Origin of the sequence: Nocardia sp. CS682 (assembly GCF_004634405.1) — a bacterium.
Classification (GTDB): domain Bacteria; phylum Actinomycetota; class Actinomycetes; order Mycobacteriales; family Mycobacteriaceae; genus Nocardia; species Nocardia ninae.
Window position 1 is genome coordinate 7949799 of record NZ_CP029710.1, and the last position, 14836, is coordinate 7964634.

Sequence of the window (14836 nt, forward strand, 5' to 3'; positions counted from 1 at the left end):
CTAATTGGCGACAGCAGGTAGCCGAGGCCGATTGGCTACACGCGATTCTTGGAGGCGCCATGTCGAGCACCGGCGACGGACCGGAACCTCAGGCTTTGCTCGCAACGGTGCCCGCCGGACTGCTCTTCGTGACACTGGCCGTGGCCGGCCCCACACTCGGCCACCGCCGCTGGCACGAACTGCCGGTACTCGTTCGCGAACTGGACACGCTCGCCCGGCATCCCGGCGCGCAGACAGCCGGGATCGTGCTGTTGACCACGGCCGCCGTGCTGGTGGCGGCCATGGGCTGCGGTCTGGTGGTGCAGATGCTCGCCGGAGTGACCCACCAGCTGTGGTCACAGCTCTGGCCCGCGCCGCTGCGTGGCTTCGGCAGACTGCTCACCCGCTGGCGGGCGCGGCGCTGGATCGCCGCGGGCCGCGCCCTCGACCTGGCTTGGCGCAACACCGCCCGCGGTCAAGCAGGCCAACGCCCGCCGGGCTTCCTCGGCACCGAGGACACCGCGCGCCTCAACGCCTTACGGAACCGGATCTCGCTGACCGAACCGCGCCACCCCACCTGGATCGGCGACCGCATCCGCTCCACCGACAACCGCGTGCTGCACCACTACGGCCTGGACCTCGACTCCGCCTGGCCACGGCTCTGGCTCATCGTCCCCAGCGAGACACGAAGCGAGCTCCGGTCCGCGCGGGCCCGCTACGACTCCGCCACTCGCCTTGCGGCATGGTCGATTCCGTACCTGCTGCTCGCCGTGTGGTGGTGGCCGTCGGCCGTGCTCGCGACGACCATCGCGCTCGTGGGCGGCCGCCGCGGCCGCGCCGCCATCGACCGATTCTGCGCACTGGCCGAGTCCACCGTCGACCTCTACGGCCGAGACCTCTCGGCCGCCCTCGGCCTCCCGGCCGGGGAGGGCGCCGTCCAGCCGGAGACCGGCCACGTGATCACCGCGCACCTCCGCAAAGGAGCCTGACCAACGGGTGCCCGCTGGTGTGCTGGAAACTCGGGTGGAGAACGGTCCGATTGTCCGATAGGGTGCGATATCGCGGCCACGGGGGTTGATCGTGTCGCCGATTTCTATTGAGATTTGCCAGTTTCGGGTAGCGCGTGCCCGGGCCGGTTGGGGGAGATTCGCCGCGAATCACCGCACGGACAGGTCGTCGGCTGGCGTACGAGGAGGTACCGATGCCCTACGCGATTCTGGGTCTGCTGACGCTCGCGCTGTGGATCTACTGTCTGATCGACATCATCACCTGCCCCGACGCGGGCATCCGGCACCTGCCCAAACTGGGCTGGCTGATCGTCGTCATCCTGCTGCCCACCGTCGGCGCGCTGCTCTGGTTGTTCGTGGGGCGCCCGCTGCACGAGTCCCGTCCGCGCTCGACCACCGGCTACACCGAGTACGACCGCCCCGGCCGCTATGTCGCGCAGGATCCGGCGGCTGACGAGGCGTTTCTGCGGAAATTGCGGGAGCGAGCCGAACAGCAGCGGGCCGAAGCCCGTCGCCAGGAAGCCGCACGGCAGCGCGACGAGGATCGGCGGCGTGAGCAGGGCGAACAGCGCTAGGCAGCCGACAAACAACTTGCTTTACAAGGTATTTCGTTGTAATTCGGCACGGACGACGGCGTGCGTATTTGTGATATCCGTCAGCTATTGATGCGCCATTGACAACCGGCGCATGAATGCTGAATTCTTGGCGCCTGACGGGGCGTGGGTCGAACCGGGACTCGAAATACCGCCGCCGTACGTCTTAGGAGAATTATGACCCTGCCGCAGTGGCCGGACCATGACATCACCCAGCTACGCGAGGTCGCCGACAAGATCGCGACGCTCATCCAGCGCAACGCCGAGGGTAGTGGAGGATTGCCTCGCTTCGTCGACGCGTTGCAGCAGAGCGGGCCGATCGCGGACCTGCTGATCGAGTACTCGGTCCGCTGGTTCAACGACAGCAGAGGCGAATCGGTCCTGCTCGGGCCGGAGCTGTACTGGGTACTCACCGAGACCGTTTCGCCGGAAGATCGCGGCGGTGAGGGATACGGCCAGCCGGCCACGAACTGCCATCCGGTCACCCGCACCCGGCAGATGCTGCTGATCTGTGTGCTGGAAAAGCTGTCCGCCCGCCCGTGGCATCCCGAGCCGGGCGAGGACTCCGCGGCGGCGATCGTTAAACACCGCTACAGCAACAATGCGGTGCCCTCGCTGCCGACCAGGGTGACCCAGCCCGCGGGTGTCGAAGGCGTGATCACGACCTCGCAATTCACCTAGCGCGGCCTACGCGGTCATTGCGCCGATACCGAACGGGCCTCGGTCCGAGGCTTGTTGCGCCGAACACGGATACGCCCCAAGGGGTTTCGATGGATGCAGTGCCGTACATGCCACTCGTCCAACCAGGGCGGCGACTGCTGTGGGGTTCGATCCAGCCGGCATCGCTGCCGGATCTGGTTGCCGGTGCCTGAACAAGATCGCTGAGCCATGGCAGGGGGTCTCGACGCCGCGAAACGCCGATCTGGGGCCGGTTGCCGACCCCGATGTTCGGCGGGTCCGTCAGAAGTTAGATTAATCTGTCGTATCAGCGCGTTACCATCAAAAGCAGACGCGGTGAAGTACACGATGTGAAATTGCGTGGTTCCCGTCGAAGGTCTCCCAGTATCGGAGTAGAAGCTTATGGTCGGACAGCCCGGCTGGGTCGGCGTCGAGCCGAGTGTCGCCGACCGCGGTCCGACCGCACTTCGGATCGCGGTCGGCGGCCAGCTGCGCAAGTTACGTGAGGCCAGTGGCATCACGCCGCAAGTCGCGGGCGAGCACATCCGCGGCTCGTACGCCAAGATCAGCCGGCTCGAACTCGGGCGGACCGGCTTCAAGGAACGCGACATCGTCGACCTGCTGACCCTGTACGGGGTCACCGATCCCGAGAAGCGGGCGACGTTCGTGGATCTCGCCCGCAAGGCCAACGAGCCGGGCTGGTGGCACCGATACAATGATTTGCTGCCGCAATGGTTCGAGACCTACATCGGTCTGGAAGGCGCCGCGCGCACGATCAGAACGTTTGAGGGCCAACTCGTTCCAGGGTTGCTGCAGACCGAGGACTACGCCACCGCCCTGGTCGCGGTGGGCCACGAGAACACCGAGGCCGCACAGGGCGGTAAGCGCGGGAACATCGACGTCAACTCCGCCCGACGGGTGGAACTGCGTACCAAGCGCCAGCGAATCCTGGATTCGGGGAGCGGGCCGATGCTGTGGGCGGTACTGGACGAGGCCGTGCTGCACCGACCGGTCGGCGGGACGAGGGTGCAGCGCGAGCAGATCGAACATCTCGTGGAGATGTCGACCAGGCCCAGTGTGACAATCCAGGTGCTGTCCTATCGGTCCGGTGCGCACGCTGCGGCGGGCAGCTCGTTCACGATGCTGCGCTTCGCCGAGCGCGAGCTGCCCGACATCGTCTACCTGGAGCAACTGACGACCGCGCTCTACCTGGATCGCCGGGAGGATCTGCACTTCTATCGCGAAGTGATGGACCGGTTGGCCGTGCAGGCGGAGACGCCGGAAGACTCGCGGGAGCTGATGAGCGCCGAGGCCGCGCGGTTGGCATGACGATGTCCGCCACTGCCGTGCGGTTGTGATCGGCCCCGCTGAGGCGCGATCACAATCGCTCGTCACTGCCGCGCGGCAGTGATCACGCCCGGCCCCGATGTCACGGCGTCGCGCAGAGCGCGGTGTCGACAACCCGATTGACGTTGCGGGTGGCTTCCGCTGCCTCGGGCACCTGATTAACGGTCACCGTGACCGCACGCCCGTCGCTGGTGACACCGCCGCGGGTCTCGAAGCCGTCGATGTCGCCGCCGTGGCCCCAACTGTCTGCGCCGCAGGGCAACTGGCGATACATGAGGCCGAGTCCATAACCCTGGTTGCCCGAAACGGGCAGGGGGACAGTCTTTTTCATTTCGGCTAGCTGAGCAGGCGGCAGCAGTGCGCCGTCGAGCAGCGCGACGAAGAACCGGTTGAGGTCCGCGCCGGTCGCGACCATCGCGCCGGCCGCACCGGCGTACGACACGTTCTGACTGGTGTAATCGACCAGCTCGCCGCCCGACTGGAGGTAGCCGACGGGATGGGGGCCGCGGAGCTCGGTTTCGTCGGGTTCTGGAAAGTAGGTGTCGCGCAGGCCGAGTGGTTCGATGATGCGGTGGGTGATGGCCGCGCCGATCGACTCTCCGGTGATCTTCTCGATGATCATTCCCGCCAGTGCGTAGTTGGTGTTGGAGTACGCCCACTTGGCGCCGGGCTCGAAATCGGCGGGCGCGGTCAGCACGTTGCGCACGATCTCCGCGATATCCTTCGTCCCCCAACGCACATCCTCGGACGGCGAGGCGATCTGCCCCGGCTTGGGAGGCGCCCCGAACTCGGCGGCGTATTCCGGCAGACCGCTGGTGTGCTGCAACAGATTTCGGACCGTGATCCGATCCCCGTCGATGCCCGGCCCCCGCACGACGCCCGGGAGATACCGTTCCACCGGCGCATCCAACTCGACCTTGCCCTCGGCCACCAATTGCAGCATGACCGTCGCCACATAGGTTTTGGTATTGCTGCCGATCCGCACTCGGGCGTCGTCCTGGAACGGGGTGCCGTGTGCGAGGTCGCCGGCTCCGGCCGTCCCTGTCCAGACCCCGCTCCGATCGCTGACCACGACCTGTGCCCCGGGCAGGCGGTCTCCGGTGATCAATTGGTTCAAGGCCTCGGTGACCTGTGTCCGCTGCCCGGCCTCGGCGGCGGGCTCGGCTCGAACGGTCTCCGTGGCATCGCATGACGTCGCCATGAGGGCGACCAGTGCCGCGGCTACCGCCACGGTGCCGAACGAACGATGACTTACCTTGGTGCGCAAGGTGCTTCCTCTCTGCTGCGGACTCCAGTCACGCTATGAGAGATAGGCAGGTCATCGTCAGCTGGCAGCCCCCCGTCTTCCTGGTAGTGCTGGCACCACCCCGGCGGGGGCGGTACCAGCGGCGCAGTGGTTGCTCGGGCGTCTCGGACCGCCGGTCAGACCCCGTCCACGGCCAGCGTTCCGAACCGGCTGACGTTCGCGTGGTTGTGTCCGTCGGCGCTGGTGATCACGACCTCGGTGGGGTTGGTCAGGGCGATGGCGCAGTAGTTGTCGCGATCTTGCTGGACGCTGATGGACAACAGGCGGCGGTCGGTGGCCGCCTGCCACTCTTCCATGGCGTCGTACAGTCCACGCATGGACGGATTCTCGAAGTAGACGAGGTTGCGCTTGTTCATGTCCGACATGAGACCGGTCCTTCGTTCGGGTCGTGGGGCAGGTCAGCGAGGCCGCCCTTATCCATCGTAGACCGTTGCGAATAGTGTTCTGGCGCAACATATTTCGGAAGTATGCGGCACATAGAGCTGGCTGGATCCAGCACGGCTACTGCGGACACCGGACTCGTCGCCGGTTCGCCGGGATGACTTTTGTCATGGCCGATCCATGCGGTACCTCATCGGGATTCGATGACTGCGCTTACTACTGACCAGGACCTGAGTCCGTGATCGTAGAAGCATGAACAATGCACATCGCAACCCGCCTAACCGCGGTGGTCAACCGGTTCACGATGTCATCACCGCACAGGGCCTGCGCCGGACCTACGGGCACGGCAAGGACGCCTTCGAGGCGGTCAAAGGGGTAGACCTGCGGGTCGCCGAGGGGGAGGTGTTCGCGTTGCTCGGCACGAACGGTGCCGGTAAGACGTCGACGCTCGACATGCTGGAGGGGCTCGCCGCGCCATCGGCCGGTGTCGTAGAGGTTTTCGGCCTCGACCCGCGCCGGGACCGCGCACAGGTCCGCGCGCAGGTCGGCATCATGTTGCAGTCCGGTGGGCTGCCCGCCGAGCTGACCGTTCGCGAAACGCTGGAGATGTGGCGCGGGACATGCACCGACCCGACGACCGCCGATACCGTTCTGGCACAGGTGGATCTGGCCGATCGGTCCGGCGTTCGGGTCGGTTCGCTGTCGGGTGGTGAGCAGCGTCGGGTCGATATGGCGTGTGCCCTGCTCGGTCAGCCTCGGTTGCTCTTCCTCGACGAGCCGACCACCGGTCTCGACCCGGAAAGTCGCCGTGGCACTTGGCGATTGCTCGCCGACCTCAAGGCCTCGGGCGTGACCATGGTGCTTACGACGCACTACTTGGATGAGGCAGAAGCACTGGCCGACCGGATCATGATCATGCACAAGGGCGAGGTCGCGCGCACCGGCACACTGCGCGAGATCGTCGACGGCCACCCGGCGCGGATCGTGTTCGACCATCCCGGCCTGCCGTTGCCGCAGCTGCGCGACGCGCGGATCGACGCGCAGGCCCGCGTCACCGTCGACACCTATGACCTGCAAGGGCATTTGTTCGAGCTGCTCGGCTGGGCGCGTGAGCACGGCCTGCAACTGGGCGGGCTCGAAGCCCGTGCCGCTTCCCTGGAGTCGGTCTTCCTCGATGTCGCCAACGAGCCGGTCGCCGCCCCGGTGACCACCCCCGAATTGATCGGAGCAACCCGATGACCACCCTCGTGCAACCTGCCACCACCTTTCGCCGCCGCCCGCTCGCCGCGCTCGCCAAGGCCGAGTACCTGCAGTTCCGGCGGAACAAGACGCTGGTTTACCTGGCGCTGTTCTTTCCGATCGGCATCTCGCTGGCCTCGTACTTCATCGCCACCAAAGACACCGCACCCACCGCGGCCATTGCGGCGATGACGTTCGAGCTGATCGCGTTGGTCGCGCTGCTGTTCGTGCAGTACTACTCGGTGCTGTCGATGGTCACCACGCGTCGCAGCGAGGGTGTGTTGAAACGGCTGCGCACCGGCGAGGCCAGTGATTGGCAGATCCAGACCGCGCCTGCCGTGCCCGGTGCGCTGGTGACGGTGGCCTCGGTGCTCGTGGTCGCGGCGGTGGTTTACGGCACGGGTGCACCCGCCCCCGTCAACCCGTTGGCGATAGTGATTGCTCTTGTCGGCGGAATCGTTCTGTTCTCCCTGCTCGCGCTCGCGACCAGTGCGGTGACCAAAAACGCCGAGGCCGCCCAGATCACCTCGCTACCCGTGATGACGGTCGCGATGCTGGGCCTGGCGTCCATCCGGAAGGTACTGCCGGATCGGTTGGGCGAGCTGGCCGACTGGACACCCTTCGCGGCGATTTCCGACCTCGTCTCCCTCGGTGCATCCGGGCGGCACGCCACCGCGGCCACCACCGACGTGGCGCTCGACTTCGCGGGCACCTTCCCCGAACTCGGCCGCCCGTTTGCCACACTGGCGCTATGGACCGTCCTGGCGTTCGCGCTGACCCGCAAGAGCTTCCGCTGGGACGACCGCGGTTGAGCGGCTTGACCGCCTGGTGGCACCGGCTGTCGGGCCCGGCGAAGTTCCGGGTCTACAGCCGGGTCGCGCTGCAACTGGGACTCGCCACGGTGATCGTCGTCATGGCGGTCACCGCGGGCCTGTCGTGGTCGACGGTCGGGATCGTGGTCGGCGGTATCGCCGCCATCGTCGCGGTCGAGGTGCAACCCGAGTTCGCCAGGTCGTCGTCGGGTGCCGGGTTACGTCGATGGGCGGTGCCCGTCGCTGTCGCGACACTGGCGGCGGTGTGGCTCGCCGGTGTCGTGGTCGCCAGGCTGGCCACCGGTGCGTCGACCGTCGAGCAAGCGCGGCTGACCAGCGTTTACGCCGTGGTACTCGCCATGTTCGCCGTCGTGCCGTTCTTCCGGCACAAGGTTTGGATCGTGCTCGGACTCAGCGTCGCCACCGGACTCGCCTTCGGTACGTCGCCGGCGACGGCGCTGGGCACGGCGGCGGGGGCCTTCCTTTTCGGCGGCTTCGTCCTCGGCACGACGCTGCTCACCGTGTGGGGTCTGCGGGTCGTCGAAGAGCTGGACCGGGCCAAGGGGGTCGAAGCCGAATTGCAGGTGGCCGAGGAGCGGTTGCGTTTCGCGCGGGACCTGCACGACATCGTCGGTCGCGGGTTCTCGGCGATCGCGGTGAAAAGTGAACTGGCAGCGGTGTTGTCGCGGTCTGGGGACGCCGAGCGAGCGGCGGCCGAGATGGACGAGGTCAAGACGCTCGCCGTCGAATCGATGGGGCAGATGCGCGAACTGGTTCGCGGTTACCGAGGGATCGACCTGATGACCGAGGTCGCGGGGGCGCGTTCGCTGCTGTCTGCGGTGGGGTGCCGGCTCGTTGTCGAGGGCGATCCGGCCAAGGTGCCTGCGCGGTTCCATGAGGTCGCCGCGTGGGTGGTGCGGGAGGGCACCACGAATATCGTCGAGCATTCGGCGGCGACCTCGGCGGTGCTCACGCTCGGCGACGCGGGGATGTCGTTGCGTAACGACTGCCCGCACGGTCCAGCGGGCGAGCGGTCCGGGCTGCGTGGTCTCGCCGAACGGCTCGCTCCGCTCGGTGCGTCCCTCGATGTCCGTGCGTCATCCGACCAGTTCATCCTCGAAATTCATTGGGAGAACAAATGATTCCGGTGTTCCTGGCCGATGACGAAACGCTCATCCGAGCCGCCATGGCGACCATGCTCGACCTCGAGGCCGACATCGAGGTGGTCGACCACGTCGGCTCCGGCGAGGAACTCGTCGCCGCGTGGCGGCGCCGGCTCGACGAGCCGCTCGCGGTGGCCGTCATCGACCTGCAGATGCCCGGCATGGATGGTATCGAGACCGCCGTGGCACTCCAGCAACTCACGCCAGGCGCAGGCACGTTGATCGTCACCAGCCACGGCCGGCCCGGCTATCTCAAACGAGCCCTCGCTGCGGGCGTGCGCGGCTTCCTGCCCAAGACCGCCTCGGCCGCAACCCTGGCCGAAGTGATCCGCACCGTCCACAACGGCGGCCGCTACGTCGACCCCGAACTGGCCGCCGAAGCCATCAGCGCAGGCGACACCGTCCTTACCGCCCGCGAGGCCGACGTCCTCGAATACGCCATCGACGGCGCCTCCGTCGACGACATCGCCAGACGCGCCCACCTCTCGCCCGGCACCACTCGCAACTACCTGTCCTCGGCGATGGCGAAGTTGGGTGTCGCGAACCGATACGAGGCGGCGCTCAAAGCCCGTGAGAAAGGCTGGATCTAGCCGGAACTCCTACAGCAGGTGGTCGGGGGTGATGGGGAGGGTGCGGGGGCGGGTGCCGGTGGCGTGGTGGATGGCGTTGGCTATTGCGGCGGCGGCGCCTACTATGCCGATTTCGCCGGCGCCGCGGGAGCCCATGGGGTTGGTGTGGGGATCGGTTTCGTCCAGCCAGATGGCCTCGATGTCGCCTATGTCGGCGTGCGAGCTGACGTGGTAGGTGGCCAGGTCTTGGGTGACGACGTGGCCGTAGCGGGGATCGCGGACGCTGTCCTCGTGCAGGGCCATGGAGAGGCCCCAGGTCATGCCGCCGATGAGTTGGGAGCGCAGCATGCGGGGGTTGATGGCGCGGCCGATCGAGAAGACGCCGAGCATTCTGGGTACGCGGATTTCGCCGGTGTCCCGGTTCACCCACGTTTCGGCGAATTGGGCGCCGAAGGAGTGCATGGCGAAGTTGTCGGTGTCGGGGTTCTCGTCGGCCTCGACGGTGACGTCCGCGCCCGGGGCAGGGCTGGTCCCGTGTTTGTCGCGGAAAGCTCGTGCGGCGCTCACGATCGCGGTGCCCCACGAGGTGATGCCGGAGGAGCCGCCTGCGACCGACGCGGCGGGCAGGTCGGTGTCGCCGATCTGTAGACGGATCGAGTCGGTGGCGCAGCCGAGGGCGTCGGCGGCGATCTGGGTGAGCGAGGTCCAGGTGCCGGTGCCGATGTCGGCGGCGCCGATCTGGACGAGGTAACTGGCGTCGGCGGTGAACTCGATGCGGGCCGCGTTTCCCGGCGATTCGGTCGCGGGATAGGTGGACGCGGCGACGCCGGTGCCGATGAGCCAATCGCCGCTGCGGCGCACACCCGGTGCGGGATCGCGGGCAGCCCAATCGAACTCGGCGGCGCCGCGGCGCAGGCATTCGATCAGGTGGCGGCCGGACCATGGTTTGCCCGACTCCGGATCGGTATCGGGCTCGTTGCGGATGCGCAGTTCGATCGGGTCGATGGCGCAGGCGACGGCGAGTTCGTCCAGCGCGACCTCGGCGGCGAACATGCCGGGCGCCTCGCCGGGCGCGCGCATCCAGAAGGGCACGGGCACATCGAGGGCGGCGAGGCGGTGCGAGGTGCGGCGGTTCGGGACCCGGTACATCATCCGCGACGAGACCGCGGTTTGCTCGGCGAATTCCTTGATGCGCGAGGTCTGTTCGATGACGTCGTGGGCGAGCGCGGTCAGTTTTCCGTTCCTGTCCGCGCCGAGCCGGATGCGCTGGATCGTCGGGGTTCGGTAACCAACCAGCGCGAACATCTGCTGGCGGGTGAGGGCCAGCTTGACCGGCCGCCCGCCGCTGCGTTGCGCGGCGAGCAGCGCGAGAACGTTGTGGGCATGCGGGGCGCCCTTGGATCCGAAGCCGCCGCCGACGTGTGGCGCGATCACCCGTAGTTGGCGGGGCTCCAGTCCGAACAGTGGTGCGAGGGTGGTGCGGACGGTATGCACGCCCTGGGTCGAGTCGTAGAGGGTGACCCGCGGTCCATCGTCGCCCTCCGGATGCCAGATGGCGATGCACGCGTGCGGTTCCAACGGGTTGTTGTGTTCGATCGGCGTGGTGTAGGTCTGGTCGATGGTCACCTCGGCGGCGGCCAGTGCGGCATCGACGTCGCCGACGTCGGTGTCCGTCGGAAACGACGAGCTGACTTCCTCCGGTGCGTACAGATCGGTGCGGTCGCCGCGGAACTCGACTTCGGCCTGCCGTCGCTGATAAGTCACCTCGACCAAAGACGCGGCATGCCTGGCGATTTCGGGCGTCTCGGCGATCACCGCACCGATCAATTGACCGCGGAAGTGAACGTCGTTGTCCTGCAGGATGGTCAGTTCTCCGTCGGAGGTATCCGCCAGTTCCGGCGCGTCGAAGACGGTGAGCACGGCGACGACTCCGTCGAGCCGGGTGGCCGCGGTGATATCCATGGCGCTCACTCGGCCGCGCGCGATGGTTGCCTGCACCGGATGGAGATACGTCGGCTGGTCCACCGGATGTTCGAACGCATACGGTGCGGTGCCGGTGACTTTCGCGGGGCCGTCGAGCCGGGTGGGCGAGGTGCCCATCGCCGTGGCTTGGATGAGAGTCATCAGCGCACCTGCTCTGCGGTGGTGGGTTCGGTGAGCGAGCGCAGCGTCGCGACCAGTGTGCGGCGGGCCAGCTCGACCTTGAATTCGTTGCCTTCCAATGGTTTTGCCTGGGCTAGTTCGGATTCCGCTGCTGCCTCGAAGGTTTCCTCGGTCGCGGGGGAGCCCTGAAGAACCGCCTCGGCCTCGCGGGCTCGCCACGGTTTGTGCGCGACACCGCCGAATGCGACACGTGCAGAGGCGATTTGCCCGTTCTCGGTGCGTGACAGTTCGGCGGCGACGGAGACGAGGGCGAAGGCGTACGAAGCCCGGTCGCGCACCTTCCGGTAGGTCGAACGTGCGCCGGTGGGTGGGGCTGGCAACTCCACCGCGGTGATCAGCTGGCCGTGGGTGAGGACAGTGTCGAGTTCGGGGCGGTCACCGGGCAGTCGATGGAACTCGGTGAGCGGTATCCGTGATTCGCCGTTGCCGCCCGCCACCACCACCTTCGCGTCCAGTGCGGACATCGCCACCGCCATATCCGAAGGATGAACGGCCACACAGTGTTCCGACGCACCCAGGATCGCGTGGTAGCGGACGTAGCCGCCGATCGCGGCGCAACCGGAACCCGGTTCGCGTTTGTTGCACGGCGTTGTGACGTCTTGGAAATACACGCATCTGGTCCGCTGCAACAGATTTCCGCCGGTGGTTGCCAGGTTCCGCAGCTGCCCCGACGCACCCGACAGCAAGGCACGCGACAGCGCGGGGAACCGAGAGCGAACCAGCGGGTGCACCGCCAGGTCGGTGTTGCGCACGCCCGCTCCGATCCGCAAGCCGCCGTCCGGTAGTTCGGTGATCTCGTTCAGCGGCAGTCGCCCGATGTCGACCAGCAGTGACGGCGCGGCCACGCCGAGCTTCATGTGGTCGACCAGGTTCGTGCCACCCGCGAGAAACGCCGCCTCGGGCCGGTCCGCGACCGCCGCGACCGCGTCCTCGACGGTGCCGGCCCGCCGATATTCGAAGGGGATCATGCCGACGCCGCCTGCCGGATCGCCGCGAGAATATTGGGATACGCGGCGCACCGGCACAGATTCCCGCTCATCCGTTCCCGGATCTCGGTGTCTGTCAGGTCCGGCTCCGCGTCGAGGTCCTCGGTGACAAAACTGGGTTGCCCGGCCGCCACCTCGTCGAGCATGCCGACCGCCGAACACACCTGTCCGGGCGTGCAATACCCGCACTGGAAACCGTCCTGCTCGACGAAGGCCTGCTGGACGGGGTGCAGATCGTCACCGGCCGCGAGTCCCGCCGCGGTGACGACGCAAGCACCGTCCTGAGCGACCGCGAAGGTCAAGCAGGTGGTGGCGCGGCGACCGTCCAGCAGCACCGTGCACGACCCGCACTGACCGTGATCGCACCCCTTCTTCGGTGCGGTCACACCGAGATTTTCGCGCAACGCGTCCAGCAGGGTGGTGCGGTTGTCGACTCGCAATGTGTGCCGCACACCGTCGACCTCGAGGTGGATCTCCGAATGGCTCCTGGCGGGTTCCATGATCGCGGGATATCCCCGCGAGCCCCGCTCAATCAGCTCGGGTGGGCGTCGGACTCGGTTGTCTACCGCGAACCCTGCCTGCATCGGGGCACACCGGTCGTGCGTCGCCACCCGTCGTCAGCCAGGCGACCCGCTGATCTGCGTTGATCAACGACGAACGGGAACGCCGTACCGTAATAGGACAGCCTGTGACCTATTGATCGAGGAGGATGGGCTTATGCGCGATCCCGCTGGCCGGTTGTTGCGATTGCTGTCGTTGCTGCAGTCGTCGCGCGACTGGACCGGGGGCGAGCTGGGGGAGCGCCTCGGGGTGAGTCCGCGCACGATTCGTCGTGATATCGAACGACTGCGTGAGCTGGGTTATCCCGTAGACGCTACGCAGGGGAATGTCGGTGGATACCGGCTCGCGGCGGGGGCGGCGATGCCGCCGCTGGTCCTCGACGACGAGGAAGCCCTGGCCATCGCGATCGGGCTCCGCACCGCCGCCACGGCGGGGATCGTCGGTATCGAGGACGCCTCGCTGCGGGCCATCGCCAAACTCGAGCAGGTGCTGCCGTCCAGGTTGCGGGCGCGGTTGACCGCGCTGTCGCAGACCGCGGTGGTGGCGTCGGCGGCGGACGGTCCGTGGGCGGACCCGGAGATTCTCGCGGTGCTCGCGAGTTGCTGTGCGGCACAAGAGAAGATCCGATTCGCGTACCGCCGAGCTGAGGGCGCGACCAGTAAACGTCTGGTCGAACCGCATCAGGTCGTCGCGGCGGGTCGCCGCTGGTACCTGATCGCCTTCGACAACGATCGTGCTGACTGGCGCACCTTCCGCGTCGACCGCCTGGCCGACATCCATCGGACCGGCGTGCGAGTTTCGCAGCGGGAACTGCCCGATGGTGTCGACGCGGCCGATTGGCTCACGCGCTCACTGAGTGCCGCATCCGGCTCCGTTCGGGCCCGGGTCCGGTTGCCGGTGCCGATCGAGCAAGCAGCTGCCCGGATACCGGCGCGCAACGGCGTGCTCGAACCCATCGACGACCACACCTGCCTGCTCACGACATACCCCGACGCACCCGAATACCTCGCTCGCGCAATAGTTTTGCTGCCCGTCGATTACGTTGTGCTCGACCCGCCCGCCGTCATCGCGGAATTGCGGGCGCTCGCCGAACGTGCCACCGAAGCGCTCGCGTGACACCGGTGTCGTGATCTGAACCTCACCCTGCTTCTACTAGGGCCTTCGATGACCTATTGGTTTCCTACCGTGGCTGAGTAAGCCAAATAACGGAGTAACCAGGAGGAATGATGGGGTTCATGTCCCCGGGCCAGGTCGTCTGGTTCGAAATCGGCACCCGTGACGCCACCGCCGTCGAAAAGTTCTACACCGAACTCTTCGGCTGGCGTTTCGAACTCGATCCGGACTCGTCGATCGATGGCCGCCGCTACATTCGTATCCTCGCGCCGTCCGCGCAGTGGCCGATGGGCGCTATCCACGAAAACCCTTCCGGTGGTGAACAACTCAATATTTCCCTGCTGTCCGCCGATGTCGCTGCCGACACCGAACGTCTCAGCGGGTTCGGCGCCGAGGTCCTCGTGCCACCGACGCGGGTCGCGGAGGTGACCTCCTTCGCGGTGCTGGCCGACCCACTGGGCAACCCGTTCTCGCTGTTTTCCCGCACCACGAGCGCGAACCTGCAGGACCGCGCCGACGCCACCGAGAAATACATGACCGAGTCGTCGTACGCGCCGTCGCCGGGCTCGATGGCCTGGTTCGAGGTCGGCACCACCGATGTCGAAACCACCCGCGACTTCTACACGAGGGCGTTCGGCTGGCGCTTCGAGTTGGACGAATCCGCAAGCGGGAAGCCGTATTACAACATCTTCACCGGCATGGATCACCCGGCAGGTCGGCTCTACGACCATGGTGCGGACGGCCCGGACTACCTGATGCCCGGCTTCCTCGCCGGTGATGTGCGTGTGCAGGCTGGCGTTGCCGAAAAGCTCGGCGCGACAATCGAGTACGGCCCTGCTTCGAACTCGGAGGGGCTCGTGCACGCGCGCATCGCCGATCTCAGCGGCAACCGTTTCGGTCTCTTCACCACGCCCACCCAAGCCTGAGTCAGGGAGTCAT

At 67.0% G+C, this 14836-nt stretch carries 15 protein-coding genes; 10 read left to right on the forward strand and 5 right to left on the reverse strand.

Features of this window, described 5'->3' with window-relative positions; genetic code table 11:
• Positions 1 to 59: 59 nt before the first annotated feature.
• The 4 genes from DMB37_RS35980 to DMB37_RS35995 all read left to right on the forward strand — a co-directional run bounded on the left by DMB37_RS35980 (position 60) and on the right by DMB37_RS35995 (position 3586).
• The gene (locus tag DMB37_RS35980; protein WP_135236513.1) at positions 60 to 968 is read left to right on the forward strand and encodes a hypothetical protein; all 909 of its coding nucleotides are present in this window, start codon (positions 60 to 62) and stop codon (positions 966 to 968) included.
• Positions 969 to 1180: 212 nt separating this feature from the next.
• On the forward strand, positions 1181 to 1561 hold the full coding sequence (locus DMB37_RS35985; RefSeq protein ID WP_135236514.1) for a PLD nuclease N-terminal domain-containing protein: 381 nt from the start codon (positions 1181 to 1183) through the stop codon (positions 1559 to 1561).
• 195 nt (positions 1562 to 1756) lie between these two features.
• On the forward strand, positions 1757 to 2260 hold the full coding sequence (locus tag DMB37_RS35990) for a hypothetical protein (RefSeq protein WP_107655771.1): 504 nt from the start codon (positions 1757 to 1759) through the stop codon (positions 2258 to 2260).
• Between the two features lie 399 nt (positions 2261 to 2659).
• Complete coding sequence (locus DMB37_RS35995) at positions 2660 to 3586, forward strand: helix-turn-helix transcriptional regulator (RefSeq protein WP_135236515.1); 927 nt, start codon at positions 2660 to 2662, stop codon at positions 3584 to 3586.
• 100 nt (positions 3587 to 3686) lie between these two features.
• On the opposite strand, the gene DMB37_RS36000 is transcribed toward DMB37_RS35995, so the two are convergent.
• Positions 3687 to 4871 carry a serine hydrolase gene (locus tag DMB37_RS36000; protein ID WP_135236516.1) on the reverse strand — a complete coding sequence of 395 codons (1185 nt, stop codon included), beginning with the start codon at positions 4869 to 4871 and terminating at the stop codon, positions 3687 to 3689.
• Between the two features lie 155 nt (positions 4872 to 5026).
• Positions 5027 to 5275 (reverse strand): hypothetical protein, encoded by a 249-nt coding sequence (locus DMB37_RS36005; protein ID WP_135236517.1) that lies wholly within the window; start codon positions 5273 to 5275, stop codon positions 5027 to 5029.
• 268 nt (positions 5276 to 5543) lie between these two features.
• Between DMB37_RS36005 and DMB37_RS36010 the strand changes: the two genes are divergently transcribed.
• From DMB37_RS36010 to DMB37_RS36025, 4 genes are read left to right on the forward strand one after another with little or no spacing between them, the layout of a single operon-like run.
• On the forward strand, positions 5544 to 6530 hold the full coding sequence (locus DMB37_RS36010) for an ABC transporter ATP-binding protein (protein WP_206055093.1): 987 nt from the start codon (positions 5544 to 5546) through the stop codon (positions 6528 to 6530).
• On the forward strand, positions 6527 to 7342 hold the full coding sequence (locus tag DMB37_RS36015; RefSeq protein WP_135236518.1) for an ABC transporter permease: 816 nt from the start codon (positions 6527 to 6529) through the stop codon (positions 7340 to 7342). The genes DMB37_RS36010 and DMB37_RS36015 overlap by 4 nt, the downstream gene beginning before the upstream one ends.
• A complete protein-coding gene (locus DMB37_RS36020; protein WP_240771811.1) occupies positions 7339 to 8484 on the forward strand; it encodes a sensor histidine kinase in 1146 nt (381 codons plus the stop codon). The genes DMB37_RS36015 and DMB37_RS36020 overlap by 4 nt, the downstream gene beginning before the upstream one ends.
• On the forward strand, positions 8481 to 9095 hold the full coding sequence (locus DMB37_RS36025) for a DNA-binding response regulator (RefSeq protein ID WP_135236519.1): 615 nt from the start codon (positions 8481 to 8483) through the stop codon (positions 9093 to 9095). The genes DMB37_RS36020 and DMB37_RS36025 overlap by 4 nt, the downstream gene beginning before the upstream one ends.
• Positions 9096 to 9104: 9 nt before the next feature.
• Here DMB37_RS36025 and DMB37_RS36030 read toward each other — a convergent pair whose 3' ends face one another.
• From DMB37_RS36030 to DMB37_RS36040, 3 genes are read right to left on the reverse strand one after another with little or no spacing between them, the layout of a single operon-like run.
• Positions 9105 to 11198 (reverse strand): xanthine dehydrogenase family protein molybdopterin-binding subunit, encoded by a 2094-nt coding sequence (locus DMB37_RS36030; protein ID WP_135236520.1) that lies wholly within the window; start codon positions 11196 to 11198, stop codon positions 9105 to 9107.
• A complete protein-coding gene (locus DMB37_RS36035; protein ID WP_135236521.1) occupies positions 11198 to 12205 on the reverse strand; it encodes a xanthine dehydrogenase family protein subunit M in 1008 nt (335 codons plus the stop codon). Before DMB37_RS36035 ends, DMB37_RS36030 begins: the two co-directional genes overlap by 1 nt.
• Complete coding sequence (locus DMB37_RS36040; protein ID WP_135236522.1) at positions 12202 to 12723, reverse strand: 2Fe-2S iron-sulfur cluster-binding protein; 522 nt, start codon at positions 12721 to 12723, stop codon at positions 12202 to 12204. The genes DMB37_RS36035 and DMB37_RS36040 overlap by 4 nt, the downstream gene beginning before the upstream one ends.
• Positions 12724 to 12940: 217 nt before the next feature.
• Here DMB37_RS36040 and DMB37_RS36045 point away from each other — a divergent pair, with 217 nt between their 5' ends.
• Both DMB37_RS36045 and DMB37_RS36050 read left to right on the forward strand, forming a co-directional pair.
• Positions 12941 to 13900, forward strand: coding sequence for a YafY family protein (locus DMB37_RS36045; RefSeq protein ID WP_135236523.1), 960 nt, complete (start codon positions 12941 to 12943; stop codon positions 13898 to 13900).
• A 119-nt stretch (positions 13901 to 14019) separates the two neighbouring features.
• Entirely contained in the window at positions 14020 to 14823 is an 804-nt protein-coding gene (locus DMB37_RS36050; protein WP_206055094.1) for a VOC family protein, read from the forward strand.
• Positions 14824 to 14836: the final 13 nt, after the last annotated feature.